The organism is Paenibacillus sp. AK002 (assembly GCF_053903045.1).
This window is the reverse complement of sequence record NZ_CP096377.1, coordinates 4506992-4533614: the sequence shown is the minus strand read 5'-3', so window position 1 is coordinate 4533614 and position 26623 is coordinate 4506992. Positions and strand designations below refer to the sequence as shown.

At 51.1% G+C, this 26623-nt stretch carries 26 protein-coding genes; all 26 read left to right on the top strand.

Annotated elements, in window-relative coordinates; genetic code table 11:
- Positions 1 to 39: 39 nt before the first annotated feature.
- The 26 genes from M1D70_RS20060 (at position 40) to M1D70_RS19935 (ending at position 26609) form a co-directional block, all read left to right on the top strand.
- Positions 40 to 1152, top strand: a complete 1113-nt coding sequence (locus tag M1D70_RS20060) for a glycoside hydrolase family 88/105 protein (protein ID WP_456287766.1) — start codon at positions 40 to 42, stop codon at positions 1150 to 1152.
- 192 nt (positions 1153 to 1344) lie between these two features.
- Positions 1345 to 2157 carry a spore cortex-lytic enzyme gene (gene sleB / locus M1D70_RS20055; RefSeq protein WP_009589318.1) on the top strand — a complete coding sequence of 271 codons (813 nt, stop codon included), beginning with the start codon at positions 1345 to 1347 and terminating at the stop codon, positions 2155 to 2157.
- A 123-nt stretch (positions 2158 to 2280) separates the two neighbouring features.
- Positions 2281 to 3561 carry an EF-P 5-aminopentanol modification-associated protein YfmF gene (gene yfmF, locus M1D70_RS20050; RefSeq protein ID WP_009589320.1) on the top strand — a complete coding sequence of 427 codons (1281 nt, stop codon included), beginning with the start codon at positions 2281 to 2283 and terminating at the stop codon, positions 3559 to 3561.
- A 3-nt stretch (positions 3562 to 3564) separates the two neighbouring features.
- Positions 3565 to 4845, top strand: a complete 1281-nt coding sequence (yfmH, locus tag M1D70_RS20045; RefSeq protein WP_015736283.1) for an EF-P 5-aminopentanol modification-associated protein YfmH — start codon at positions 3565 to 3567, stop codon at positions 4843 to 4845.
- Positions 4845 to 5615, top strand: coding sequence for an elongation factor P 5-aminopentanone reductase (ymfI, locus tag M1D70_RS20040; RefSeq protein WP_456290470.1), 771 nt, complete (start codon positions 4845 to 4847; stop codon positions 5613 to 5615). The genes yfmH and ymfI overlap by 1 nt, the downstream gene beginning before the upstream one ends.
- Before the next feature lie 108 nt (positions 5616 to 5723).
- Positions 5724 to 5978, top strand: a complete 255-nt coding sequence (locus M1D70_RS20035; RefSeq protein ID WP_009589302.1) for a DUF3243 domain-containing protein — start codon at positions 5724 to 5726, stop codon at positions 5976 to 5978.
- A 204-nt stretch (positions 5979 to 6182) separates the two neighbouring features.
- A complete protein-coding gene (locus M1D70_RS20030; RefSeq protein ID WP_009589314.1) occupies positions 6183 to 6950 on the top strand; it encodes a DUF3388 domain-containing protein in 768 nt (255 codons plus the stop codon).
- A gap of 49 nt (positions 6951 to 6999) precedes the next feature.
- Positions 7000 to 8022: a RodZ domain-containing protein gene (locus M1D70_RS20025; protein ID WP_456287765.1), complete on the top strand. Its 1023-nt coding sequence runs from the start codon at positions 7000 to 7002 to the stop codon at positions 8020 to 8022.
- A gap of 76 nt (positions 8023 to 8098) precedes the next feature.
- On the top strand, positions 8099 to 8272 hold the full coding sequence (locus M1D70_RS20020) for a hypothetical protein (RefSeq protein ID WP_009589315.1): 174 nt from the start codon (positions 8099 to 8101) through the stop codon (positions 8270 to 8272).
- 151 nt (positions 8273 to 8423) lie between these two features.
- Positions 8424 to 8915, top strand: coding sequence for a YajQ family cyclic di-GMP-binding protein (locus M1D70_RS20015; protein WP_009589306.1), 492 nt, complete (start codon positions 8424 to 8426; stop codon positions 8913 to 8915).
- A gap of 275 nt (positions 8916 to 9190) precedes the next feature.
- Positions 9191 to 9778: a CDP-diacylglycerol--glycerol-3-phosphate 3-phosphatidyltransferase gene (gene pgsA / locus M1D70_RS20010; RefSeq protein ID WP_009589313.1), complete on the top strand. Its 588-nt coding sequence runs from the start codon at positions 9191 to 9193 to the stop codon at positions 9776 to 9778.
- Between the two features lie 102 nt (positions 9779 to 9880).
- The gene (locus M1D70_RS20005) at positions 9881 to 11143 is read left to right on the top strand and encodes a competence/damage-inducible protein A (protein ID WP_456287764.1); all 1263 of its coding nucleotides are present in this window, start codon (positions 9881 to 9883) and stop codon (positions 11141 to 11143) included.
- A gap of 288 nt (positions 11144 to 11431) precedes the next feature.
- Positions 11432 to 12493, top strand: a complete 1062-nt coding sequence (gene recA / locus M1D70_RS20000; RefSeq protein ID WP_015736279.1) for a recombinase RecA — start codon at positions 11432 to 11434, stop codon at positions 12491 to 12493.
- Positions 12494 to 12632: 139 nt separating this feature from the next.
- Entirely contained in the window at positions 12633 to 13370 is a 738-nt protein-coding gene (locus M1D70_RS19995) for a regulatory protein RecX (protein WP_456287763.1), read from the top strand.
- Positions 13371 to 13735: 365 nt separating this feature from the next.
- Positions 13736 to 15277, top strand: coding sequence for a ribonuclease Y (gene rny, locus M1D70_RS19990; protein ID WP_456287762.1), 1542 nt, complete (start codon positions 13736 to 13738; stop codon positions 15275 to 15277).
- A gap of 143 nt (positions 15278 to 15420) precedes the next feature.
- Positions 15421 to 16224, top strand: a complete 804-nt coding sequence (locus tag M1D70_RS19985; RefSeq protein WP_009589304.1) for a TIGR00282 family metallophosphoesterase — start codon at positions 15421 to 15423, stop codon at positions 16222 to 16224.
- 129 nt (positions 16225 to 16353) lie between these two features.
- Positions 16354 to 16614 (top strand): stage V sporulation protein S, encoded by a 261-nt coding sequence (locus tag M1D70_RS19980; protein WP_006211249.1) that lies wholly within the window; start codon positions 16354 to 16356, stop codon positions 16612 to 16614.
- An 89-nt stretch (positions 16615 to 16703) separates the two neighbouring features.
- On the top strand, positions 16704 to 17675 hold the full coding sequence (locus M1D70_RS19975; protein WP_456287761.1) for a dipeptidase: 972 nt from the start codon (positions 16704 to 16706) through the stop codon (positions 17673 to 17675).
- Between the two features lie 163 nt (positions 17676 to 17838).
- The gene (gene pduL, locus M1D70_RS19970; RefSeq protein WP_009590461.1) at positions 17839 to 18411 is read left to right on the top strand and encodes a phosphate propanoyltransferase; all 573 of its coding nucleotides are present in this window, start codon (positions 17839 to 17841) and stop codon (positions 18409 to 18411) included.
- A gap of 302 nt (positions 18412 to 18713) precedes the next feature.
- Positions 18714 to 20273, top strand: coding sequence for a tRNA (N6-isopentenyl adenosine(37)-C2)-methylthiotransferase MiaB (gene miaB / locus M1D70_RS19965; RefSeq protein WP_009590463.1), 1560 nt, complete (start codon positions 18714 to 18716; stop codon positions 20271 to 20273).
- Between the two features lie 100 nt (positions 20274 to 20373).
- Positions 20374 to 20823, top strand: a complete 450-nt coding sequence (locus tag M1D70_RS19960) for a RicAFT regulatory complex protein RicA family protein (RefSeq protein ID WP_456287760.1) — start codon at positions 20374 to 20376, stop codon at positions 20821 to 20823.
- Between the two features lie 161 nt (positions 20824 to 20984).
- A complete protein-coding gene (locus M1D70_RS19955) occupies positions 20985 to 21770 on the top strand; it encodes an NUDIX hydrolase (protein WP_456287759.1) in 786 nt (261 codons plus the stop codon).
- 67 nt (positions 21771 to 21837) lie between these two features.
- A complete protein-coding gene (locus M1D70_RS19950; protein ID WP_015736271.1) occupies positions 21838 to 22395 on the top strand; it encodes a cysteine hydrolase family protein in 558 nt (185 codons plus the stop codon).
- 57 nt (positions 22396 to 22452) lie between these two features.
- The gene (locus M1D70_RS19945) at positions 22453 to 23907 is read left to right on the top strand and encodes a nicotinate phosphoribosyltransferase (protein ID WP_009590462.1); all 1455 of its coding nucleotides are present in this window, start codon (positions 22453 to 22455) and stop codon (positions 23905 to 23907) included.
- Positions 23908 to 24993: 1086 nt separating this feature from the next.
- Positions 24994 to 25992 carry an NADPH:quinone oxidoreductase family protein gene (locus M1D70_RS19940; protein ID WP_456287758.1) on the top strand — a complete coding sequence of 333 codons (999 nt, stop codon included), beginning with the start codon at positions 24994 to 24996 and terminating at the stop codon, positions 25990 to 25992.
- 89 nt (positions 25993 to 26081) lie between these two features.
- Positions 26082 to 26609 (top strand): hypothetical protein, encoded by a 528-nt coding sequence (locus M1D70_RS19935; protein ID WP_009590451.1) that lies wholly within the window; start codon positions 26082 to 26084, stop codon positions 26607 to 26609.
- The last annotated feature ends 14 nt before the right edge of the window (positions 26610 to 26623 follow it).

Below are 26623 nucleotides of genomic sequence, written 5' to 3'. Positions count from 1 at the left end.
TCGCTTTTTAGTAATTGATTAGAAAGAGGAGGAGCACGTATGTCCAATCCCGTACAGCAGCAGGCACAGTCCGCCTTGTCACCAATAGAACTCGCCACCAAGGCGTGCCAATCGATCATGGAAACGTATTCGCCCGAGCAGCTTCCGCCTGCAGGCAGGTGGCATTACCATCAGGGCGTATTTTTGGTTGGGTTGTCTCAATTGTGGAAATTTAACGGGGACGCCAAGTTTTTGGATTATATCAAAGGCTATGTTGATCATCTGGTGGACGCTAACGGCAACCTGCTGCTGGAGCGGGGGGAGCTGGATTCCGTTCAAGCGGGCCTGCTCCTGATGGAATTGGATGCTGTGTTTCCCGAATACCGCTACAGGGCCGCAGCGGATAAACTGCTCCGCTTGCTGTCCACGCTGAACCGGACCACCGAAGGCGGCTATTGGCATAAGGACCGGTATCCATACCAGATGTGGCTGGACGGACTGTATATGGGCGGCGTATTTACGATGAACTATGCGAGGCAGTATAACGAGCCGCATTTATTTGACGAGGTATTGTTCCAGGAGAAGCTGATGCGCTCCCATACCAAGGATGAGGCTACCGGTTTGTATTATCATGCTTGGGACGAGAGCCGAACGATGCCCTGGGCGGATCCGGTCAGCGGGCAATCTCCGGAATTTTGGGGACGCGCCATAGGCTGGTATGCGTTGTCGCTTGTCGAGTTCCTCGATTTACTGCCAGAGCATCATTCGGCGAGGGAAGAGCTGGCTGCCGCGCTCCGTGAATTAAGCGAAGCGCTGGTGCGTTATCAGGATCCGGCTACCGGTCTGTGGCATCAGGTAGTGGACAAAGGGGGGCGGGAGGACAATTGGCTCGAAACCTCCTGCTCCAGTCTTTTCACCTATACCTTGGCAAAAGGAGTCCGTTTGGGTTATCTGGATCCTTCTTTTATGACGTATGCAAGACAGGGATATCAAGGCCTGGTCCAATCCGTATATCGCAATGACAAGGGAAATTTGGTCATGCCCCAAATCTGCATCGGCACGGGCGTAGGCGATTACAAGCATTATGTGGAAAGGCAGCAATGCGAAAATGACCTTCATGGCGTCGGAGCGTTGGTCATGGCGTGCGTAGAGCTAGGCAGAAGCGACGGATGAAAGCGTGTTTGAACGCTGCAACTGATACAGAACATTTAAGGAGCTGTTCCCTCATAGGAGCAGCTCTCTTTGCGCTTATAGGATCTTCTGCGCTCATGCCGTCTCAGGGAATAGGTGCATAGGATATTGGCAGGCTTGTCATAATAACGGTAGCGAGGCTTGTTAAACCACAAGAGAAAGGTAGAGCGCAGCATGAAAAACTCAAGAATCTGGATTCTGATCAGCATTGCGATACTGTTATCTGCCGTCGTCTTCGCCCAGGGAAGGCTGAAAGCGGATCACAGTTCGAGTCTACAGGAAGCTTTGCCGACCTTTAGCCAGCAGACCATCAAATTCGGTTCCACTGGCGAAGACGTGTATGAGCTGCAAGGGCGACTGAAGTATCTAGGCTTTTATCACGGCAAAATCGACAGCGTGTTCGGTTCCAAGACCCAAGGCGCCGTCAAGTGGTTCCAATCCGAGTTCGGCATGAAGGTGGACGGCATCGTGGGGCCGAAGGTCAAACTGAAACTGTATAACGCAACCAAGGATTTCCGTCCGACCGCTCCGAAGCTTCATGAAGGCGGAGGTGCAGCGGCCGGTGCTGGCGGAAACGGCGGCGGTACTAATCAAGGGAATAACAACTTAGCCTCATCGAATACTATGGGCCTGTCCGACAATGATTTGAGAATCATGGCGAATGCCGTTTACGGCGAAGCGCGGGGAGAGCCGTTTGAAGGACAGGTCGCCGTAGCGGCCGTTATTCTCAACCGTGTGAAATCGCCAAGCTTCCCCAACACGCCGCATGGGGTTATATTCGAGCCGAGAGCATTTACCGCGGTCGCTGACGGCCAGATATGGCTGGAGCCGAACGCCCAGGCGCGAAAAGCGGTGGAGCAGGCGCTGAACGGCTGGGATCCTACAGGAGGATGCTTGTACTACTTCAATCCGAAAACAGCCACCTCGCCATGGATTTGGACGCGTCCTCAAGTCAAAACCATCGGTCAACATATCTTCTGTATGTAGCTCAACCAACGGCAACCGGGGCCTGTCTTCGGTTGCTTCTTCACTTTGCGATGGGTTAGAATGAAAGTTATCTATGAAGTAAATTATGGCAACGACAATCCATGATGTAAGGGGATATGGACCTTGACGAAAACGGAATTTGAACACGGTACTGCCGGAGGGATACGGATTCACGTGTTGCCGACAAACCGATTCAAGACATTTGCGATATCGCTTTACGCCGGAAGCCCGTTAGCAGAGGAAACCGTGACCTCGACCGCGCTTACGCCATTTGTACTGCGCAGAGGGACGGTCTCTTACCCGGAAACCAGAGCATTCCGCGAGCAGCTGGAGCAGCTGTACGGCGCCGGATTTGGTTTTGACGTGTATAAGCGCGGCGATTATCAGATCGTGCACTTCCGCATGGACACGATCAATGACTCTTTTGTTAAGAGCCCTGAGAGCCTGCTGCGCTCCTCATTTGCTTTTCTGGGCGAGGCATTCACCCAGCCTGTGCTAGAGAATGGCGCATTCCGCAAATCTTACGTGCAGACCGAGCGCGACACGGTCCGCAAGAAGCTGGAGTCTATCGTAAACGATAAGATCCGTTATGCCGCTGAGCGCTGCATTGAGGTTATGTGCAAGAACGAGCCGTACCGATTGCATCCGCTCGGAGAGCGGAAGGACCTTGACGGCATCACGCCGGAGGGCTTGTATGAATCTTATCAGAAATGGCTCCAAGAGTCCGTTTTGGATTTGTACGTGGTTGGCGATACGAGTCTGGATGAGGTGAAGACGCTCGTCGAGGAGCATTTTAAACTGAATCGGACGGAAAGCCGGGATTATGTTCCTTCTATCACGCGGACGGCCGCTAACGAGACGCAGACGGTCGTGGAGAAGCTGGACATTAATCAAGGCAAACTCAACATGGGCCTTCGAAGCACGATTACGTACGGAGATGATGAATATGCCGCTGCGCTTCTGTACAACGGGATTTTGGGAGGTTATCCGCATTCGAAGCTGTTCGTTAACGTGAGGGAGAAGGAAAGCCTGGCCTATTACGCTTCCTCCCGATATGACGGTCATAAAGGGATTGCTACCATCCAGTCCGGGATCGAGGTTCAAAATTTCGAGAAGGCGGTCGACATCATTCGCCAGCAGCTCGATGACATGGCCAAGGGTGCCATCTCGGACATCGAAATGACCCAGACGAAAGCCATGATCCGCAACGTGATCAAAGAAATGCAGGATTCGGCCTTCGAGATGATTGCGTATGATTTTAACCGCACGCTGTCGGGACGGGAACGTACGCCGGATGAGCTGCTGAAGCAGGTCGAGGGCATTGCAGTGGACGATGTGAAGCAGGCGGCTTCGGCATTTTCCCTGGATACGATCTATTTCCTGAAAGGTCAAAAGGAGGAATAGCCGGTGGAGAGCATTCATTATGACAACCTGCAGGAAACGCTGTATTACGAAGTGATGGATAACGGTTTGCACGTGTATGTGCTGCCTAAACCCGGCTTCCAGAAAACCTATGCGACCTTTGCAACCAAGTACGGTTCGGTCGATAACCATTTCAAGGTCCAAGGCGAGTCCGAGACCCGGGTTCCCGACGGAATTGCGCATTTTCTCGAGCACAAAATGTTTGAGGAGCCGGAAGGCGACATTTTTGCCAAGTTTGCTTCCAATGGCGCCTCGGCGAACGCTTTTACCAGTTTTGACCAGACCGTGTACCTCTTCTCGGCCACGGAGAACATTCATGAAAATTTGGAGACGCTGATCGATTTCGTGCAGAATCCTTATTTTACCGACCAGAACGTGGAGAAGGAAAAAGGGATCATCGGCCAGGAAATCAATATGTATCAAGACAACCCGGATTGGCGCGTGTACTTCGGACTGATCGAAGCGATGTATAAGGTGCATCCGGTGCATATCGACATCGCCGGCACGGTGGAATCCATCGGAACGATTACGAAGGAAGATCTGTATACGTGCTACAATGCGTTCTATCATCCGAGCAACATGCTGCTGTTCGTGGTGGGCGGCGTCGATCCCGAGGAAACGATGAACCTGATCCGATCGAACCAAGCCCGAAAATCGTACGACAAGCAAGGTTCCATTGAGCGTTTATTCGATCCGGAGCCGCAGGGAGTCGAAGAGAAGCGGAGAGAGAGCCGCCTGGCCGTATCGCTGCCGAAATGCCTGTTCGGCTTCAAGGAGAAGCAGGTCGGTTTATCGGCCGATGAGCAGCTGCGCCGCGACCTGACGACCAAGCTGATGATGGATCTCCTGTTTGGCTCCAGTACGGAGTTGTATCAGAAGCTGTACGATGAGGATTTGATCTCCGACAGCTTCGGCCATGAATATAACAGCTCGCCTCAGTATGCGTTCTCCGCGGTTGGCGGGGACACGAAGGATCCGGATCAACTGCTGGAACGCATCCGCACCGAGGTGGATAAGCTAAAGGCAGCCGGATTCCAAGCCTCGGACTTTGAACGGGCCCGCAAGAAGAAAATGGGCGGATATTTGCGCATGCTCAATTCCCCGGAAAACATTGCCCATGAATTTACTCGCTATCAGTTCCGCGGCGCCGATTTCTTCAACGTTTTGCCGGTTTATGAATCCATCACCCTAGAGGATGTCAACCGCCGCCTGCAGGAGCATGTCGATTGGAACCAACTGGCCGTATCGATCGTTGTGAGTCCGTAATGAAGCAAGGCATGGGAAGAGAATTGAAGCCGATCGGGGAAATGACGGTATTGATTACGGGTGCGAGCAGAGGCATAGGGGCGGCTGTCGCCGAACGCTTTGCCTCGGTCCGCATGAATGTGGTCATCCACTACATGAATTCGCACGAAGCGGCCAACGAGGTAGCCCGCCGCTGCATGGCTTATGGAGCCAAGGTATTAACCGTATCCGCCGACCTGCGCGACAAAGAGCAGATATTGCGGATGAAAGAGAAACTGCAGAGTCATGATATGGAGCCGGATATTCTGGTTAACAACGCGGGCGTGTCCCATTACGGGCTTTTGTCCGACGTGACGGAAGAGCAGTGGGATACTTTGATGTCCATTAACCTGCGTGGGACGTTTCTGTGTTCCCAGGCCTTTATGGGGCGCATGGTTTCCCGGCGCTTTGGCAGAATCATCAATGTATCCTCGATCTGGGGGTTATCCGGTGCCTCCTGCGAGGTATTGTATTCGACAAGCAAAGGCGGCGTTAACGCCTTTACGAAGGCTCTTGCGAAGGAGCTTGCCCCGTCTGGCGTGACGGTGAACGCCGTGGCGCCCGGTGCGGTCGATACGTCCATGTTGGGGCATCTGGAGTCGGATGAAATTCGCATGCTGGAGGATGAAATTCCGGTCGGCCGGTTGGCACAGCCGGATGAGATTTCGTCGCTGGTGTATTTTTTGGCGCTGCCCGAGTCGGGCTACATTACCGGGCAAGTGATCAGCCCGAACGGAGGATGGGTGACCTAGATCTCGTTCGTGGTGCAATTCACCACTCATAAGGTATTGGTTACGGGGACATATTACTATTGTTACTTTAAATCTGAATTGCCACCACGCAAAAGGAGGATTTAATTCATGTCATCCGTAATCAAAAACTTTGATTCCTGGAAGAAATTCCTGGGCGAGCGCGTCGTTCAAGCCGAGAAAGCGGGTATGAGTGAAGACACTATTTCCCAGCTGGCTTATGAGATCGGTGATTTCCTCGACGAGAAGGTTGATCCGCAAAACTCATCCAACCGTGCACTGAAAGAATTGTGGGATGTAGGTAACGAGGAAGAACGCCACGTTATCGCGCGTCTGATGGTGAAATTGGCCAAGAACAACGCATAATCCATTAACAAAAAGCCCCCCGACAATGGGGGCTTTTTGTCAAGAAAAAAGAATGTAATTTTCATGTCACCGTTAATACTTGCCTTTCATTTTTATTTTATATATCATTAACGTGACCCATTTTTCATTTGACCTGTTTTTGCGTGCAATTTTCGCTGGAATTTGTCGAATATTGATGGAAAAGAAGTGCAAAGAGGTGTCTTTGTGGAATCGAATCAATGGTACATGGAATATAAGATACATAAGAACCGGCCCGGTTTGCTCGGTGACATTGCATCCGTGCTGGGTATGCTCGAAGTGAACATACTGACCATTAACGGCGTGGAAGGACAAACCCGCGGAATGCTGCTCGAGACGGATGACGAAGAAAAAATTGTTCTGATGGGTAAAATGTTAAACAAAATGAAAAATATTACGGTATCAGCCTTGAGGCCCCCGAAACTGGTGGATATTCTGGCTGTCCGTCATGGACGATATATCGACCGGGACTCGGATGATCGTAAAACGTTTCGTTTTACGCGTGATGAGCTCGGTTTACTTGTTGATTTTTTGGGTGAATTGTTCAAAAGGGAAGGTAATCAGGTCATCGGCCTCCGCGGAATGCCCCGCGTGGGCAAAACCGAGTCCATTATCGCCGGCAGCGTCTGCGCGATGAAGCGCTGGACCTTTGTTTCCTCTACGCTGCTCCGTCAAACCATTCGCAGTCAACTCTCAGAGGACGAGATGAATACGAACAACATTTTTATCATTGACGGCATTGTGAGCACGATTCGATCCAATGAACGCCACTATCAGCTCCTGCAGGATATCATGGGGATGGAGAGCACGAAGGTGATCGAGCATCCCGATATCTTTGTTCGCGAATCCGAATATTCCTACGATGATTTCGACATTATCATCGAATTGCGAAACAATCCGGAAGAGGAAATCGTTTATGATACGTTCACGGGCTCTTATAGTGACGATTTGTAATATTTTTGTTTGACCTTGACCACGAAATTCTAAAGTAGGAGGTGATGGCATGTCCGAACTGGGACAGCAATTAAGGGAGGCGCGTCTGCAAAAAGGGATGAGCCTTGATGATGTGCAGGAAATGACTAAAATACGCAAGCGATACTTGGAAGCCATCGAGGCAGGGGATTACAAAGTACTTCCCGGCAGTTTTTACGTGCGGGCATTCATCAAAACCTATGCGGAAGCGGTGGGGATTGACCCGGACGAACTGCTTGAAGGGCATAAACAGGATGTTCCTAAATCCGAACCGGAAGCAACCATGGAGCCGGTTATTCAAAAGCGCGCCAGCAGACCGACAGCCGAACGGAACATGAAATGGCTGCCTACGCTGCTGATGTGGACGTTCCCGATCCTGATCGTTGTTGTCATATATTTGGTGGCCATCAATTCGAATGAGCCTAAGGACGAACCGCCGGTCAGCAACAATGATCAGACTCAGACCGATCAGGCGCAGAACCCGCAAACTCCGGATAACACGGATCCCGTGACGCCAGGCGACGGAGCGCAGGGCGGCGACAACACCCCGGACGGCACGGTTAACGAAGGCACGGACGGGGAAGGAACAGACGCCCCGGACGGAACAGATGGCACAGACGGGACGGATGGAACGGACATCGATGAACCGGGTGATTCAACGCCTGGAACGGCTACGGTGACGCAGGACCGGACGGAAGGCAAGAACACCGTATTTAAGGTATCGGGCTCGTCCGTGAAGGTTGAGATCGTGGCCACGAGCGAAGGCAAGAGCTGGGTCGAGGTATACCGCGGCAACAATACTTCCGGGGAGAAGCTGGCTTTCCAAATGCTCGAGAACGGTGCTTCGCTGAGCTTTGACATGGACAGCCAGGGACTCTTCGTGAAATCGGGGAATTCCGCCGCAACGACCATTACGGTTGGCGGCCAGCCCGTAACGGATGGCAAGTCCACGTCGCGCATCGTGCTGGAGCCGGCCGATGGTTCCGCAAGCACCATGGATAACACGGGTGCCGGGGATACTACGGATACATCGGATACCACCGACTTCGAATAATTGCCTGTCCTCCAGGTCATCATAACAGCATGCAGCTGCATGCTGTTATTTCACTTCCCGAAAGAGGTGATGCTCTGTGACGGTCAATTGGATTATATTCGGATTAGGCGTTATCGTCAGCCTCTTGGGCTATTATTTGATTCCGAGCAGCTGGGGGTATGGCATATTAGGCTTTGGGCTGGCACATATTTTACTTGGCATACTGAGTATGTTCCGCCGTCCGGTGCATGATGAGAAAGCTAGCAGTTGAGGGAGCGGGCTTCGTTTTCGCCGGATGATGTTGGCGATAAGCGGAGTCTTTTTCGTTCCTGATCCATCGCGGATTCCTTACAGGATTAGACTTGTCTCTCGGTTTTACCTATAATAGAAGCATTATCGCCAAATGAAAGGAAGGATTCACCATGGCTTCAGAAAGCTCATTTGATATCGTATCCAAAATGGATATGCAGGAACTTACCAATGCGGTTAATCAAGCGGAGCGCGAGATCGAAAACCGTTTTGACTTCAAGGGCAGCAAGAGCAGCTTGAAGCTGGACAAGGACGCGCTGGTCATTGCCTCCGATGACGAGTACAAACTCAACGCCGTTATCGATATTTTGCAGACCAAGATGGTGAAGCGGGGCTTGTCGCTTAAAAATGTGGAGTACGGTAAGATCGAGCCGGCTTCCATGGGTACCGTCCGTCAGCGTCTGACCTTGAAGCAAGGAATTGACCAGGAAAATTCCAAAAAGATCAATATTTTGATCCGTGATTCCAAGCTGAAGGTCAAGAGCCAGATTCAAGGAGACCAGATTCGGGTAACCGGAAAAAGCAAGGATGATCTTCAGCAGATCATGCAGCTGCTTCGCAAAGCGGACCTTTCCTTGGATCTGCAATTCACCAATTTTAAATAAACGCTCCTCTTCCTCCAAGCAATGAGGCTCCAATTTCGGGTAGGCTCGGCTGGTTTGTTTCTTTTGACAGGGCGTCAACGGAAATATTATACTAAAAAACGATATATAAGGATTAACGTATACATAGATTACTGGGGGATGAAAATGACAGACAGCGATGCACGCTTCAAACCCTTTAGGCTCTTGGGAAGAGCGACCCTGATGAAATGCAGAAGGATAACCGCTGCAGGGTCTGCCGAGTTAACAAGACAACCCGTTGCAAGGGAGGTTGCCCCATGAATTTACCCAATCGTATCACGTTGGCCCGCATTTGCTTGATCCCTGTCATGATGATTTTCCTGCTGGTGGATTTTGATTTTTACCCGGATCCCATTGTGTGGAATGATTTTGTCCTGCCCTATAACCAATTGATTGCGGCACTGATATTCATACTTGCTGCAAGCACGGACGGGATTGACGGGTATCTGGCCCGGAAAAACAATATGGTGACGAATCTGGGTAAACTTCTGGATCCGCTGGCGGACAAACTGCTGGTTGCGGCCATACTCATATCGCTTGTAGAGATGGGAAAATGCGAATCCTGGATTGCTGTTGTCATCATCAGCAGGGAATTTGCGGTGACTGGCTTGAGACAAATTGCGCTTCTGGAAGGTTCGGTAGTCGCAGCAGGTCAATCCGGAAAAATCAAGACGGTGATTCAGATCGTGGCGATTGTCGCGCTTCTGATCAACAATTTCCCGTTTGTATTTTTGGGGATTCCGTTTGATGTCATTGCGATCTGGGCTGCCGCGCTGATTACGATCTATTCGGGAATCGAATATTTTGTCCAGAACAGGCACCTTCTCAAAGGTACCGGGGCATAACGGCAATAGGAGCCATCCTATTGCTTTTTTCTTCCGCCGGGCAAGGAATAACGAAGGCAGCTACTAACGAAGAGATAGAAGATACGGGAGGATCGATGAATCATGAAAGCAGAAATCATTGCAGTTGGAACAGAACTTCTCCTCGGACAGATCGTGAATACCAATGCACAGTATTTGTCCAGACAGCTTGCTTCAATGGGGATCGACGTGTACTATCAAACCGTTGTCGGGGACAACCTGGACAGGCTCAAGGAGGCCTTGCGCCTGTCCAGCAGCAGAGCCGATATTGTACTCCTGTCCGGCGGTCTCGGTCCCACGCAGGACGATCTGACGAAGGATGCGCTGGCTTCCTTTCTAAATCGTTCCTTGCATATCGACCGGATGGCCATGGACCGGATTGAACGCTTCTTTCATGAGCGGGGATCCGTCATGACCGAGAACAATCGGCGCCAGGCTCTCGCCATCGAGGGAGGAACCCCGCTTCCGAACGAGACAGGCCTCGCCGTCGGGAACGCGGTATCCTATGAAGGCACTCATTATATCGTTTTGCCGGGGCCGCCCAAAGAATTGATGCCGATGTTTGAGCAGGAGGCCAAGCCTTGGCTTCTGCAGCATGTGCTCACGGATGAGCTTCCCATCTATTCGAAGATGCTTAAATTCGCGGGCATTGGGGAGTCCGCGCTGGATCAGCGCCTGGAGGACCTGATTACGGCCCAGACCGATCCGACGATTGCTCTGTATGCCAAGGATGGGGAGGTCACCGTCCGCATCTCCACGAAGGCCTCCAGCGAGTCTGACGCGATGGTCCGACTGAATGAACTGGAGGCCAGGATCCAGGAGAGAGGGCCTGAATTTATGTATGCCAACGAGGATGTGCCTATCGAAAAGGTCATCGTGGACATGATGGCAGATCGAAGCTGGACCCTGAGCGCGGCGGAGAGCTGCACGGGAGGACTTGTAGCGGAGACCCTGACCTCCATTCCCGGAAGCGCATCGATGTTTCTTGGGGGGATCATCTGTTACACTAACCAGATCAAGGAGAAGCTTGTGCATATCCCTCATGCGCTGCTGGAGGGCGACGATGCGCCGGGGGCCGTCAGTGCGGAGGTTGCAGAAGCGCTTGCGGATCATGTCCGGATGGTAACCGACAGCGACTTCGGTTTATCGGTGACAGGCGTGGCAGGTCCGGGTTACGCGGAACGCAAGCCTATAGGGCTGGTCTACATCGGATTGTCCCAAAGGGGCAAAGAAACGGAAGTGCATGAGCTGAACCTCCAAGGCAACCGCGAAACGATCCGGCTCCGCGCAACCAAAGCGCTGCTATACCGGCTTTGGCAGCGTCTCGTAGCGTCTGAGCAGGCTTAGGCTTCGTGGAGAAAAAGGGACCGAGCATTTGGAAAAGTAAAAAATTTACACCTTGCTAAATAGCCGTTCTTGAATTTAGGAACCGTTGCAAGTATAATGGGAAATACGGAAGAACCGTGGCATATCGATTGATGTTGCCACGGTTCTTGTTCTTTATACATAGGGTTCGGAGCATGAACGGGAAGGGGAGTTGAATAAAAAAAACGAATGTATGTTCGAAAAAAAGCTTGGCAAACGTGTCAAAACAAGGTATGATAAGACTATCAACAGTGAAGGGTTGTGGAACAATTGTCAGATCGTCGTGCTGCGCTGGAAATGGCGCTTCGTCAGATAGAGAAACAGTTCGGAAAAGGTTCCATCATGAAACTGGGTGAATCCACCCATATGCAAGTTGAGATTGTGCCAAGCGGATCGTTGGCATTGGATATAGCTTTAGGAACCGGCGGCTTGCCTAGAGGCCGGATTATCGAAGTGTACGGCCCGGAATCCTCCGGTAAAACAACAGTAGCCCTGCATGCCATCGCAGAGGTTCAGAAGGCTGGCGGACAAGCTGCATTTATCGATGCCGAGCATGCTCTGGATCCATCGTATGCAAACAAACTGGGCGTTAATATTGATGAATTGCTGCTCTCCCAACCGGATACGGGCGAGCAGGCGCTGGAAATTGCGGAAGCTCTGGTACGGAGTGGAGCCGTCGATGTCATCGTTATTGACTCGGTTGCCGCGCTTGTACCGAAAGCCGAGATCGAAGGCGACATGGGTGATTCCCACGTAGGTCTGCAAGCCCGTCTGATGTCCCAGGCTCTTCGTAAATTGTCGGGTGCCATCAATAAGTCGAAAACGATTGCCATCTTTATCAACCAGCTTCGCGAGAAGGTTGGCGTTATGTTCGGTAACCCTGAAACAACCCCAGGCGGACGTGCTCTGAAGTTCTATTCCACGGTTCGTTTGGACGTGCGTCGAATTGAGAGCATCAAAATGGGCAACGATGTGGTGGGTAACCGCACACGGATTAAGGTTGTTAAGAACAAGGTAGCTCCACCTTTCAAACAGGCCGAGCTTGATATTATGTACGGCGAAGGCATCTCTAGAGAGGGAAGCCTGATCGATATCGGTACGGAGCTGGATATCGTGGATAAGAGCGGAGCATGGTATTCTTATGCCGGTGACCGTCTTGGTCAAGGCCGCGAGAATGCGAAGCAGTTCTTGAAGGAGAATCCGGAGATCGCAAGCGTGATCGAGAACAAGATCCGTGAAGCGAGTAATCTGACGACGGCTGTTCCTGAGCCTTCCGACAAGGAGAAGGAACAAGAGCAATTGGAAGAGCAAGAGTTGTTTAAGGTAGAGTAATAAATCGCTGGTTAACGATGACAGTGTTTGGGACCGTCCGGTGTGGGTAACGCCAGACGGTCTTCTTTGCATTTATTTCTGCCGAATCATTGGTCTTGACGATGTGTCGAGAAGCGTGCAGCAGTGAAGGGAGCGTCGTATGGATATAGAGAATAAAGAAATGTCGGGGCAGGCGGATTCCTCGGGAATTGGACATTTTCCGGAAGACGAGGATCTGGTCATAACTTCTGTCGAAATGCTGAAAAAGCCCAAACACCGGTATCAAATCGCGTTCGGTCCGTACCTTATGACCGTTCATGAAGACGTGATGCTTAAATATCGCATGTTAAAGGGAAATGTTTTTCGCAAGGAAGAGCTGCTGGAGATTGTCGTGGCAGATGAGCGGCAGCGGGCTTACGTGGAAGCGCTGAATCATTTGGCTCGGAAACCTAGGACGACTCAGGAGATCACGCAGCGTCTGCAGCAAAAGGGGTTCGAGCCCGGCAGCGTGGAGACGACGCTGGAACGCCTCGAGAAGGACAAGCTGTTGGATGACGCGCTGTACGCTAAGATGTGGGCAGAGCAGCGCATGACCAGCCATAAGAAGGGACGGCTGTGGGTTAAGCAGGAGCTGAGGCAGAAGGGGATCGGCACCGAGCTGATTTCGGAGGCTTTGGGCGAGATCAGCGCAGAATCGGAATTGGAGAGCTGCTTGGCCGTGGGACGAAAAAAATGGCAGCAAACCCAGGGGGAGCTGCTGGATCGCAAACGTAAAACCGGAGCATATTTAATGCGTAGGGGGTTCGGGGGAGAGCCTGTGCGTCAGGCACTCAAACTTCTGATTGAAGAGGAGCAGGAGAAAGGCGAATGGGACGAAGAGCCGTATGATATTGAATAAAGCGCAAGCAGGTGCGCATTTTTTCGCTAAAGAAATGGTTTCACTGGATGAAACTGACGTTTACCCATTGCTTTCCCTTGACAATATCTTTTTATAAATACTAAAATAAATATGAATCTTTTTATCATAAATTAGAATCCTTTTTCCTTCCAAAAAAGTGACTACTTTGTGAAAGATTCTTAAATCGCCAATTCATAGTGAAATGTATTCCGCTGGCTAAGGCGGGATTTGCGTACGGTCATTATGGCGTGCGCAGTATGGACGGCAGCTTCCACTGCCGGAAAATTTTATGTATGAATGAGTAACCTGACAATTGCACATTTTCCCAAGGAATGCCTTGGAGGAACCAACGAGGAGGTGATCAGATGGATTCCATTTGGTGGATCGTAATCGTTCTCGTTGTAGCCGCTATATTCTTTGGGTTCGGTTATTTTATTCGCAAATCCCTTGCAGAAGCTAAAATTTCCAGTGCCGAGCATGCCGCTTTGCAGATCGTCGAAAGTGCGAAGAAGGAAGCAGAAGCATTGAAGAAAGAAACGGTTCTCGAAGCTAAAGACGAAGTTCATAAAATCAGAGCCGAAGCTGAAAAAGACACTCGCGAGCGCCGGAATGAAATTCAACGGCAGGAGCGCAGATTGTTGCAAAAGGAAGAGTCGCTGGATAAAAAAATAGAATCTTTGGAACGTAAAGAAGAACAAGTGGCGAACAAAGAGAAACGAATAGAGGAAACCCAGCAGCAAATCGATGCCATTTACAAGAAGCAAACGACAGAACTGGAGCGCATCTCCAACCTGACGATGGAGGATGCCCGCAGCATCATTCTCAGCAATGTTGAGCAAGAAGTTCGTCATGAAACCGCTCAGATGATCAAAGAAATCGAGCAGCAGGCGAAGGAAGAAGCAGATAAGAAATCACGCGAGATCATCACGCTGGCTATTCAACGCTGTGCGGCTGATCACGTAGCTGAGACCACAGTTTCTGTTGTCACCTTGCCGAACGAAGAAATGAAAGGCCGGATTATCGGACGTGAAGGCCGAAACATTCGTGCGCTTGAGACCCTTACAGGGATTGACCTTATTATCGATGATACTCCGGAAGCTGTCATTCTGTCCGGATTTGATCCGATTCGCCGTGAAATTGCCCGTACGGCTTTGGAAAAGCTCGTGGCGGACGGACGGATTCATCCGGCTCGTATCGAAGAAATGGTGGAGAAATCCCGCAAGGAAGTGGACGAACGCATTCGCGAGTATGGAGAACAAGCCACTTTCGAGGTTGGCGTACACGGTTTGCATCCGGATTTGATCAAAATTTTGGGTCGACTGAAATTCCGTACGAGCTATGGACAAAATGTGTTGAAACACTCCATGGAAGTGGCCTATTTGACTGGCCTGATGGCCGGCGAACTGGGCGAAGACATCGTGCTTGCGAAACGGGCAGGACTGTTGCATGACATCGGTAAAGCGCTGGATCATGAAGTGGAAGGATCGCACGTTGAAATCGGCGTGGAGCTGGCGAAGAAGTATAAGGAACATCCGGTGGTTATCAACAGCATTGCCTCTCATCACGGTGATTGCGAAGCAACTTCGGTTATCGCCATGCTGGTGGGTGCAGCCGACGCATTGTCCGCTGCCAGACCGGGAGCACGCAGAGAGACGCTTGAGACGTACATCCGTCGTCTTGAGAAGCTCGAGGAAATTTCCGAATCCTTTGAAGGTGTTGAGAAATCCTACGCCATTCAAGCAGGACGTGAAGTTCGCGTCATGGTACAGCCGGAAAAAATCGACGATGCCGAAGCATTCCGCTTGGCACGCGACATTACCAAAACGATTGAAAATGAACTGGATTATCCGGGTCATATTAAAGTCACCGTTATCCGGGAAACCCGTGCGGTCGATTACGCGAAATAGAGTTTGGACCTTAAAAAGTGGCCGCATTCCGGCCACTTTTTATCTTTAAGATATCCGAAAATACATATCGGACTATCCATGAATCGGGAACCGACCTGCCTGGGATCAAGTCAGGACAGGATAGGACAGGCTCCCCTGAAGGAGTGATTGACATCAAAGTATTATTCATCGGAGACATTGTCGGCAGCACAGGACGCAAGGCGCTGAAAGCTTCCCTTCCCGAGCTGAAGTCCAAATATAATCCGCACATCATTATTGCCAATGGGGAGAACGCGGCTTCAGGCCGCGGCATCACCTCGGCCATAGCCAATGAATTTTTCAATTGGGGCATTCATGGCATCACCTTGGGAAACCACACGTGGGATAACAAGGATATTTTTGAATTTATCGACGACGAACCGCGCATGATTCGCCCGGCGAATTTCCCGCCCGGCACACCCGGCCGCGGATACACCGTCATTAAAGCGAACGGCAAACAGCTGGCGATCGTGAATTTGCAGGGACGGACATTCCTGCCAGCCATTGATTGCCCGTTCCGGGCCGCCGATGACATCGTGGATGAGCTGCGCCAAAAGCATAAATGCATCCTTGTGGATTTTCATGCTGAGGCGACCTCGGAGAAAATTGCCATGGGATGGCATCTGGAAGGCCGTGCCTCGATGGTGGTCGGCACGCACACCCACGTCCAGAGCAATGACGATACCATACTCCCGGGAGGAACGGCATACATTACGGATACCGGGATGGTGGGATCCAAGGAAGGCATCCTGGGCATGCAGCGCGATGCGGTCATGTATAAATTCAAGACCCAGCTTCCTGCCCGTTTCCAGGTCGACGAAGGCAAATGGCAGTTCCACGCTGTATGCGTGGACATGGATGAGGAGACGGGAAAAGCCCGGAAGATCCAAAAAATCCGCATGTACGAAGATGAATGGCGAATGGATTAAAAGCGTCAAAATCCGTTTAATTAAATTAGGTACGGATGGTAAAAAGCAGGAATTTTTTCCCCTCTCACGAATAACATCTAGTAAGCGGAAGCAAACCATCACTCAACATTCCCAGGGGAGGTACTTACCATGGAAGTATTAAAAGTTTCAGCAAAATCCAATCCTAATTCGGTTGCAGGGGCGCTCGCTGGAGTTCTTCGGGAGCGGGGCGGAGCGGAACTGCAAGCGATTGGGGCGGGAGCACTGAACCAGGCCATTAAAGCGGTAGCAATTGCCCGGGGATTTGTAGCACCGAGCGGGGTGGATTTGATATGCATCCCTGCTTTTACGGATATTGTGATTGATGGCGAAGACCGGACGGCAATTAAATTGATCGTGGAACCTAGATAAATTTCGAATGTTGAGGATGAGCCTGTTTACTCTGCTAAGCGTAAACAGGCTTTTTGCTGTGACAGGTCAGAAGGGAGATGAGCGCCGCGATGCGGACGGTTGATTTTCACTGCGATGCTTTGAGCAAAATGTGGGAAGATCCCAAAGCCTCTTTTGTGGACGGCCCGCATTTGGACGTAACGTTGCAGCATTTGGAGCAGGGGGATCTGGCGCTTCAGGTGTTCGCTGTGTTCTTGTCGGAGAAATTCGGGAGGCCCTCCTTTGAACGCGTATTGGCCCAACTGGAAGTATACCGAAGCCGCATCGTGAACGCGGGTCATCTGAAGCCCCTGCTTTGGCGGGAACAAGTCCGAGAGATGAGACAACGCAAGACGGAGCGGTACGGCGTGCTGTCGCTGGAAGGCGTTGACGGGCTGGAGGGCAATCTGTATTACGTTCAGCTTTTATTTGATATGGGCGTACGATTGATGGGAGTTACCTGGAATTATGCCAACTGGGCAGCGGATGGCGTACTGGAGCAGCGAAACGGCGGGTTTACGGAACGGGGACGTCAGCTGATCGAGCAATGTCATAGAACAGGCATCATTCTGGATGTGTCCCATCTGTCCCAGGCCGGTTTCTGGGAACTGGCGGAGCTGACTCAGCGGCCCGTCATTGCCTCGCATTCCAATGCGTACTCCATTTGCCCGCATCCCCGGAATTTGAGCGATGAACAGATACGCGCACTGATAGCGTTAAACGGCATGATCGGCATCACGTTTGTGCCCTGGTTTATCCGCAGCGGTGTCGAGCGCGTGAAGCCGGAGGACGTCCTGCCGCACATCGAAAAGATTTGTGAGCTGGGCGGAGAGAAGCACATCATATTCGGGTCGGATTTCGACGGGATCGATCAATGGATCGAAGGGCTGGAGCATCCGGGCCGGTATCCGGATTTTCAAGAGCTGCTGCTCAAGTTTTATTCCGAATCGATGGTCAAGGGCTGGATGTCGGATAATCCGCTGCGTTTTCTTGAACAGCATTTGCCTTCATCGCCGGTTCAAGAAGATGAACATGACGCATAACATCCTGGATTCGAGGATAACTATGACAATCCTGTTGCAGATCGTTCAAGAAACGAAAGAAGGCGGCCTGAAACACGCGGGTTGCCTTTTTATTTTTGGGTAATAGAGAGTATAATAGGTGATGGCATGTACAGCATATAGAGAAAAACAAGGAGTGAGACAGATGAGTAAAACTGTACCTGTGGGTGTATCCGCCCGCCATATTCATTTAACCCAAGAGCATATTGAGGCATTGTTCGGCCCTGGATATCAACTTACAGAGTTCAAACCTTTGTCCCAGCCAGGACAATTCGCGGCCAACGAAACGGTAGCGGTCATTGGAACGAAGGGACAATTCGATAAAGTAAGAATTTTGGGACCTGCGCGTCCTGCAACCCAGCTGGAAATTTCCCGTACGGATTCCTTTGCCATCGGCGTGAAAGCACCCGTGCGCGAATCCGGAAACATTGCCGGTACCCCGGGAATCACGATTAAAGGCCCGGCAGGTGAAGTAACGGTGGACGAAGGTGTCATCGTGGCCGCTCGTCATATTCACTTCCATACATCCGATGCGGAACAGTGGGGCATTAAGGACAAGGACCTGCTCAAAGTGCGCCTAGGCGGCGAACGCGGCCTCGTGCTGGAGAACGTCATTGCCCGCGTATCCGACAATTTTGCGCTCGACATGCACATCGATACCGATGAAGCCAACGCAGCCGGCGCCAAAAACGGAGATACTGCTGAAATTATTGATTAATCCGCGGCTATAGAAAGCCATAAGAACATACTGTATGTGTCACGCATGCGCAACTTTTACAAGTTCGCAGTCAAGAAGAGCCTGGATCGATTCATCGATGCCAGGCTCTTTTTTGGAAATTCCAAGTTTACGGGCGGCGTGCTGCCGAACATGGGAGAAGAAAATCAACGGCCAAGGAACGCTCTAATAGCACCAGGGTGGTAGCTTAGGCATAAAGATCATGATATAATTTAAAACAGTGCCTATTTAAGCAATATTGTCATGTAAACCAGAGATTTTGCGGATCTAAGGAGTGACCTAGCATGTCGAAAGAAAGTAAGGACTACTCCAAGTATTTTGATTTTTCAGGAGCCAAAGTTCTCTCGGAAGATGAACACGGGAAGAGAATTCGCATCAATGGCCGGGAAATCAACATTCTTTCGGAGCCTAATCATAGACAGGAAAAACAACGCGGCAAACAGAGTGTCGAAGTCCTGTACGATACCGAGCTGCCTGAGGAGTTCCGAAGCATCGGGGCTGGCAAGCATTATATCGTGTATACGTACGGATGCCAGATGAATGAGCATGATTCCGAGACGATTAAGGGATTGCTGGAGCTGATGGGCTACCGGGCAACCGAGGATCGCAAGCAGGCGGACATCATTTTGCTTAACACATGTGCCATTCGTGAAAATGCGGAGGACAAGGTGTTTGGCGAACTCGGCCACCTGAAGCATCTGAAGACGGAAAAGCCGGATATGCTGCTTGGGGTTTGCGGCTGCATGTCGCAGGAAGAATCGGTCGTGAATCGAATTCTCCAAAAGCATGGCTTCGTGGATCTGATCTTCGGCACGCATAACGTACATCGTCTGCCTCACTTGATTCAGGAAGCGCTCTTCAGCAAGGAAATGGTGGTTGAAGTGTGGTCCAAGGAAGGCGACATTGTCGAGAATCTTCCGAAGAAAAGGGAAGGTCTCCGCGGCTGGGTCAACATTATGTACGGCTGTGATAAATTCTGTACATACTGCATCGTCCCTTACACCCGCGGCAAGGAACGCAGCCGGCGACCGGAGGACGTCATTGCGGAGGTTCGCGAATTGGCCCGTCAAGGGTATAAGGAAATTACGCTGCTCGGTCAAAACGTCAATGCGTACGGCAAAGATTTTGAAGATATCCAGTATCGCTTCGGCGATCTGATGGATGATATTCACAAAATCGATATCCCGCGCGTTCGCTTCACGACATCCCATCCAAGGGACTTCGACGATCATCTGATCGAGGTGCTGGCGAAGGGCGGCAACCTGGTGGAGCATATTCATCTGCCGGTGCAGTCGGGAAGCTCGCAAGTGCTCAAGAAAATGAGCCGGAAATATACCCGCGAGACGTATTTGGAACTGGCCCATAAGATTAAAAAGGCGATTCCCAATGTAGCGTTCACCACTGACATCATTGTCGGTTTCCCCGGCGAAACCGATGAGCAGTTTGAGGAGACGCTGTCCCTCGTACGGGAAGTAGGTTATGACTCCGCGTATACCTTTATTTATTCTCCGCGCGAAGGAACGCCGGCAGCGGTGATGGAGGATAATGTGCCGATGGAGGTTAAGAGCGAGCGTCTGCAGCGCTTGAATGCCGCCATTAATGAATACAGCCGCAAGAGCAACGACAGGCTGCTTGGATCTACGGTGGAGGTGCTGGTTGAAGGAGTCAGCAAGAACAATGATTCCATGCTGTCCGGACGCACGCGCACGAACAAGCTAGTGCATTTTGAAGGCTCGACGGACCTCGTAGGCAGCTTTGTGAATGTACGGATCACGGATACGAAGACCTGGTATATCAAAGGGGATATGATCCCGGACGCGATTCCTGCCTCAGATGCGGTATAATGGAGGGGCAAGAAGCATGCCAATGCAGCATAGACCGTTACCCAATGGATCCATGCCTGCATATACCCATATAGATGATGAAGAATTGGAGCGATGAACCTTGGCACATGATCATGTTCGTATCAACACCTACGGTATGTCCACTTATAATACGCGTGAATTGATTATACGCGACGATATTCTGGCGAAAGCCGGCGAGCTGGCGGATTTGATATCCACAAGCGAAGAAGTTCAGATGTTTAAGCAAGCGGAAGAGAAGATCCAGAATCACGAACGGGTCCAAAACCTGATCAAAACCATTAAGAAAAAGCAAAAAGAAATCGTGGCTTTTGAAACGTTCCAGAACAAGGACATGGTGGCAAAAATCGAACGCGAGATCGAAGAACTGCAGGAGGAGATCGACGGCATTCCGCTCGTGATGGAGTTCCAGCAAAGTCAGAGCGACATTAATTATCTCCTTCAGCTGGTCGTGTCCGTGATTCACGATACCGTTTCGGAAAAAGTGAACGTGGAAACAGGTAAAGATACGCCGCCAAGCAGCTGCGGTTAAAGGAAACGAGGTGCGGAATGGTTCCGCACCTTTTCTGTTCTTGTTAAGGCATGCACAGAATGAGAATGTATAGGGCATAGTAAACTTATATAGAGATCGGGCTAGGAAATCCTTGACATCATTTTTAAATATGTCATAATGAAATTATCAAATTAATAGTTATGGTGATGGAAATGACGGATCGCGAACAGGCGCCAAAGAGCAATGCCAAGAAATACAGAACACCGGACGGTGTGCCCGCCGATATCGTGATGTTTACCCTGACGAAGCGGGAACGGAAGACTTTTACCAAGACACTGCCCATTCGGGAGCTTAAGGTGATGCTGATCCGGCGCAGGTCGTGGCCTTGTGCCGGCATGTGGGCGCTACCCGGCGGTTTTTGCCGTGAAAGCGAGTCGATTTACGATGCCGCCAAACGGGAGCTGAAGGAAGAGACCGGGGTGGACGGCGGACACTTGGAGTACTTGGGCGTGTACAGCGCGCCGGGACGTGATCCAAGGGGCTGGATTATCAGCCATGCCTTCTATGCACTCGTAGAGGAGTGGATGCTGGAGCACCGCCAGGCTGCCGATGACGCGGAAGAGGTTGGCCTGTTTACGGTGGCGGAAGCTCTGGAGGAGCTGGAGCTTGCCTTTGACCACAGGGATATTATGATGGATGCTTACCGCAAGATTCAGCTGCAAATGCTGCAAACGACGATTGCCAGGCAGTTTTTGCCGGAGCATTTTACGCTGAGCGAGTTATACCAGGTCATCCAGACAGTTGTGCCCGAGTTCAACGAACCCAACTTTATCCGTAAAATCACATCGACCCGCAGCAGGCAGGGGATACTGGAAGAAGCGCGGGATGAGAACGGCAAGCCGCTAAGCTCCAACCAATATTCCCAACGTCCGGCCCAATTGTACCGATTTACGGATCATGCGCCGCTGCTATCGATTTATACGTAGCAGGTCTATGATTCAACCGCTGTTATTTTATCGATCACATTAATCATGTCGTAGAGGAGTGTGTCAGATGAAAGCCTTAATCGTGATAGATTTCACGAATGATTTCGTGGATGGTAACCTGCCGGTAGGGAAGCCCGCCATCGACATTCAGAAGACCATTGCAGAGTTGACCCGGTTATACAGCGATCGCGGAGATTTTGTCGTCATGGCCGTTGACCTGCATGAGCAGGACGATGCTTTTCACCCCGAAACCAAGCTGTTTCCTCCGCATAACATCCGGGGAACCCGGGGGCGGGAATTATACGGCGAATTACAGCAGGTCTATGAGGATCGCAAGGATACGATCTATTGGATGGATAAAACAAGATACAGCGCATTTTGCGGCACGGATCTGAACCAGAAGCTGCGGGAGCGAGGGATTACCGAGGTCGATCTCGTGGGGGTATGCACCGACATCTGCGTGCTGCATACCGCCGTGGATGCTTATAATTACGGATACAAAATAACGGTCTATGAAGATGGCGTTGCCAGCTTCAACCCGGAGGGGCATAAGTGGGCGTTAAGCCACTTTCAGGGCAGTCTCGGGGCAGCCGTTGTGCGAAGCGAAGAATTTCTTAATCGATAGACAGCTCGAACTACCCGGAGGCATGGATGAACCGGGTCATACTGGAGGATGATCGTGATGCTGACAGCAGGATTAGCACTACATACGGACAAATACCAGATCAACATGATGTATGCGCATTGGATTAACGGCTCTCATCGTACGCGTGCGGTGTTTGAGGGATATTTCCGCAAGCTGCCGTTCGGTAACGGGTACGCCGTTTTTGCCGGACTGGAAAGGATCGTGCATTATATCGAGTCCTTGCGTTTCTCGGATGAGGATATCGCGTATCTGGCCAAACAGGAAGAGAAGTATAAGCCTGAATTTCTGGAGGAGCTTCGCCGCTTCCGGTTTCAAGGGAATATTGATTCCATGAAGGAGGGAGCGCTGGTATTTCCGAACGAACCGCTCATTCGGGTGGAAGGCACCATTTTCGAGACGCAGCTGGTCGAAACCGCGCTCCTGAACTTCATGAACTTTCAGACCTTGATCGCGACCAAGGCCTCCCGCATCCGTCAGGTGGCCGGCGGCGATACCTTGCTGGAATTTGGCACAAGACGCGCGCAGGAAGCGGATGCGGCCGTGTGGGGAGCCCGTGCAGCGTATCTGGCCGGCTTCCATGCTACCTCGAATATGCTGGCCGGGGAGAAATTCGGCATTCCGACCAAAGGCACGCATGCGCATTCCTGGGTGCAGACCTTCCGGAGCGAGCAGGAGGCATTTGATATTTTTGCCGAGGTCATGCCGGATCAAGTGACACTGCTGGTGGATACCTTCGATACGTTAAAGAGCGGGATTCCTCATGCCATCGCAACGGCGAAGAAGCTGGAGGCCCAAGGAAAGCGGATGAATGCCATTCGTCTGGACAGCGGGGATTTGGCTTACCTGTCGATTCAAGCAAGGAAGATGCTGGATGAGGCCGGTCTTCACTATGTAGGCATTGTGGCATCCAACGATCTGGATGAAGGTACAATTCTGGATCTCAAGGCACAGGGTGCCAAGGTCGATACTTGGGGCGTCGGTACCCAGCTGATCACGGCGGCCGACCAGCCAGCGCTCGGAGGCGTCTACAAGCTGGTGGAGCGGGAGGTTGACGGGAAGATGGTACCAACCATCAAAATATCGGGCAACCCTGAAAAAGTATCCACCCCCGGCAAAAAGGACGTGTACCGCATCATATCCAAGGGCAGCGGCAAAGCGATCGCCGATTACATCTGTTTCCCGGAAGAGGAGATGCCGCCGGAAAGCGGTAAGCTGAAGCTGTTTAATCCGCTGCATCCTTACATGCGCAAAAACGTGAAGAACTTTGAAGCGGTGTCCATGCTGGAACCGATATTCCAGAATGGCGAATTGGTGTATGAACTGCCGGAGCTGGAGGAAATCCGCAGCTATCATGACGCACAGCTGGGACAGTTCTGGCCCGAGTATTTGCGTAAGCTGAATCCGGAGATATACCGCGTGAACCTGAGCGAAGAGGTCTGGGAAGTGAAACAGCGGATGATGGCCGAGTTCATGGAACAGCATGAAGATTAGAATATAAAATACACCAATGAAAAAGACGCTTCCCCAATCTTGCCGCTTGGCAGGAGAAGGGAGCGTCTTTTTGTACTTGGCCTATAGGTCAAGTCGATCCACTATACTTCCGTTGACGTCACTCGCGGTGAGATGAACCTTGTCCTTGTTCTCTAGCATGTCGGGCTGGCGTTCGTAATACCATATGTACAAATCTTCACTGACATCCGGCCTCAGTTGTTGGTAGGGTATGGTATGTGCCGGCTGACCATTTATATGAATCTGAATGGGTTCTGTGCTTCTATACAGGCCAAATAAGAGTGATGAATCCATGCTTGTCTCCGAGAATACGGACGGAGAAGAGGGATTCTTGGGAGAAGGGTATAATATAGATACGGCGGACATCTTCCATCCGAACCATCCTTTGGTATAGGTGGATAATTGTAGTCCCGATCTAGATGTCACCACGAAAGAATAGGCCTTCTCAGAGATTAATTCGGATTGTATGATTTCAGCATGATTAATGCTGAAAGGTGCTTCAAGAAAAGCATGGTTCTCCTTGAATACCGCCGCTTCGATCGAGCGGTGTGTGCTTGTGTATTCGTAGATCCCTGTCATTAAAATGAAGAGGAGGCCGATTAGTACGTACACTTTGAGACCAGGCCAGGTAATCAAAGGGAAAACCCAGAAGACTACAGCGTTAGAATGAGACCCAAGCTTAGAAAGAACACGAGAAACGAGCCGGCAACGCCCCCTGATTGTGTATGAATACCAAGGGCTCCAAAAAACTGGCTGATCGGTTTATAGACGACCGGTAACAGAACTAAGGTCACCAAAGTGAGCAAGTACGAGAAGCGGAAGGATCTACGTTTAGATCCATAATCAAAATGAGTCATAACGTGGATTTCAACTCCAGCTGATAATTTTGTATAAAAGTATTCTTTTTCCATAATAACACAATTCTGATTATAAAGGACGATACTGGATCATTTCTCGGGAAAGCGCATAAGTCGCCATATTCCGAGAGCATGTATAAAGCTTCGACATATTCATAGTGCAAATCCAGATTGCTTTACAGCACCTAAACTAACCCAAGGAGTGATATGTGTGGACAACAAAACCGAATTTCAAGCCTATGTGCTTCGTCAAGATGAGCAAGGGGTTCGCGGCAGCGTGGAGAACATGAGTTTGGATCAGCTGCCGGAAGGCGACGTTATCGTGCGGGTGTTATACAGCGGGGTTAACTATAAAGACGGCCTGGCCAGCATACCGGGTGGAAAAATCGTTCGCAGGTATCCGTTCATACCAGGCATTGATCTGGCAGGGACGGTCGTGCATTCCGCTCATGCGGATTACAAGGAAGGCGATTCCGTCCTCTGTACCGGTTATGAGTTAGGGGTATCCCATGAAGGCGGGTTCAGCCAATATGCACGGGTAAAGGGAGAATGGCTCGTTCCCCTGCCGCAGGGCTTGTCTCCGCGCGATGCGATGGCCATCGGAACCGCAGGGTTTACGGCTGCTTTATCGATCGAGGCTTTATTGCGGAATGGGTTGCGGCAGGAGCAGGGTTCCGTCCTGGTTACGGGCGCGACCGGGGGAGTGGGCAGCTTCGCGGTATCCATCCTTAGCCAGTTAGGTTATCGGGTAACGGCATCGACAGGCAAATCCAGCCAGATCGACTGGCTCTTGAAGCTGGGAGCCCATGAGGTGATCTCCAGAGAAGAAGCTGCAACAGCCTCCAAGGGGGCCATCTCCGCCGAGAAATGGGCAGCCGTGGTAGATCCCGTCGGTGGTAATCATTTGGGCGCCATCCTGAAAAGCGTACAATACGGCGGAAGCGTCGCCGTTTCCGGCATGACGGGCGGCGGTGCGTTTGAAACGACGGTGTTTCCGTTTATACTGAGGGGAATCAATCTCCTTGGCATCGACTCGGTGTACTGCCCCATGGCCTACCGCCGAGCGTTATGGACCAAGCTGGCAAATGAATGGAAGCCGACATCCGTGCTTCAAGAAGGAATCGGCGAACACGGATTGACCGATTTGCCCGAAGTGCTGAATACCATCCTGCAGGGCGGGGCGGTAGGACGAAGCGTCATCGCCTTATAATATTTGGCCGTTTTTATCGAATAATGTTCCTCTCCCACAGGCATTCTAAGGGAAGGTAGCCTTTGACACCTAAGGAAGGGGGAGTGAACATGAAATACCGCAAAATCGTTACCGTGTTATTGCTCTGTTCCATTCTTGCCATATCGGTCGGCTGCTCCAGGCAGGTGGCCAGGGACGAGATGCGCCTATATAACATGAGGGCTTACGAGGAAGGCTCCAGAGAGGCCCGGATATCAGGACGTGGCATGAACGGAAAATTCCTTGAGGATCTCCAGGCCACGTTCAACCAGGCCGATATGCCTTTGACCAACGAAACCTATGTAGAGGACAACGTCGGCAATATCACATATCAATACCGGATCAATTATGATGCAAGCCAGTTTATTACCGTGTACGTCTATCAGAATCAAGCGGCAAGGGAAAAAGGGCTCAAGGAAATCTATGGCGTAACGGAAGGGGATGCCAATGCGGCCGGCGGGCATAATCTGATCATAAGTGACAAGGAAACGTCCATCGTCTATACGTCGACAGGCGACAAAACGGATAACTATTATGACCAGGTCAAAAAAATAGCGCCCTCCCTGCTTGCCAAACATCAACGACGCGCCAGCAGTTAGGATACAGCTAAGGC

What these genes read in the sequence shown, in the direction of transcription:
- ymfI (WP_456290470.1), top strand. Translation starts at nt 4,845, where the DNA reads ATGAAGCAAGGCATGGGAAGAGAATTGAAGCCGATCGGGGAAATGACG.
- miaB (WP_009590463.1), top strand. Translation starts at nt 18,714, where the DNA reads ATGTCGAAAGAAAGTAAGGACTACTCCAAGTATTTTGATTTTTCAGGA.
- M1D70_RS20005 (WP_456287764.1), top strand. Translation starts at nt 9,881, where the DNA reads ATGAAAGCAGAAATCATTGCAGTTGGAACAGAACTTCTCCTCGGACAG.
- M1D70_RS20035 (WP_009589302.1), top strand. Translation starts at nt 5,724, where the DNA reads ATGTCATCCGTAATCAAAAACTTTGATTCCTGGAAGAAATTCCTGGGC.
- M1D70_RS20060 (WP_456287766.1), top strand. Translation starts at nt 40, where the DNA reads ATGTCCAATCCCGTACAGCAGCAGGCACAGTCCGCCTTGTCACCAATA.
- M1D70_RS19955 (WP_456287759.1), top strand. Translation starts at nt 20,985, where the DNA reads ATGGTGATGGAAATGACGGATCGCGAACAGGCGCCAAAGAGCAATGCC.
- M1D70_RS19935 (WP_009590451.1), top strand. Translation starts at nt 26,082, where the DNA reads ATGAAATACCGCAAAATCGTTACCGTGTTATTGCTCTGTTCCATTCTT.
- M1D70_RS19995 (WP_456287763.1), top strand. Translation starts at nt 12,633, where the DNA reads ATGGATATAGAGAATAAAGAAATGTCGGGGCAGGCGGATTCCTCGGGA.
- M1D70_RS19945 (WP_009590462.1), top strand. Translation starts at nt 22,453, where the DNA reads ATGCTGACAGCAGGATTAGCACTACATACGGACAAATACCAGATCAAC.
- rny (WP_456287762.1), top strand. Translation starts at nt 13,736, where the DNA reads ATGGATTCCATTTGGTGGATCGTAATCGTTCTCGTTGTAGCCGCTATA.
- pgsA (WP_009589313.1), top strand. Translation starts at nt 9,191, where the DNA reads ATGAATTTACCCAATCGTATCACGTTGGCCCGCATTTGCTTGATCCCT.
- M1D70_RS19975 (WP_456287761.1), top strand. Translation starts at nt 16,704, where the DNA reads ATGCGGACGGTTGATTTTCACTGCGATGCTTTGAGCAAAATGTGGGAA.
- sleB (WP_009589318.1), top strand. Translation starts at nt 1,345, where the DNA reads ATGAAAAACTCAAGAATCTGGATTCTGATCAGCATTGCGATACTGTTA.
- M1D70_RS19980 (WP_006211249.1), top strand. Translation starts at nt 16,354, where the DNA reads ATGGAAGTATTAAAAGTTTCAGCAAAATCCAATCCTAATTCGGTTGCA.
- pduL (WP_009590461.1), top strand. Translation starts at nt 17,839, where the DNA reads ATGAGTAAAACTGTACCTGTGGGTGTATCCGCCCGCCATATTCATTTA.
- M1D70_RS20025 (WP_456287765.1), top strand. Translation starts at nt 7,000, where the DNA reads ATGTCCGAACTGGGACAGCAATTAAGGGAGGCGCGTCTGCAAAAAGGG.
- M1D70_RS19950 (WP_015736271.1), top strand. Translation starts at nt 21,838, where the DNA reads ATGAAAGCCTTAATCGTGATAGATTTCACGAATGATTTCGTGGATGGT.
- M1D70_RS20015 (WP_009589306.1), top strand. Translation starts at nt 8,424, where the DNA reads ATGGCTTCAGAAAGCTCATTTGATATCGTATCCAAAATGGATATGCAG.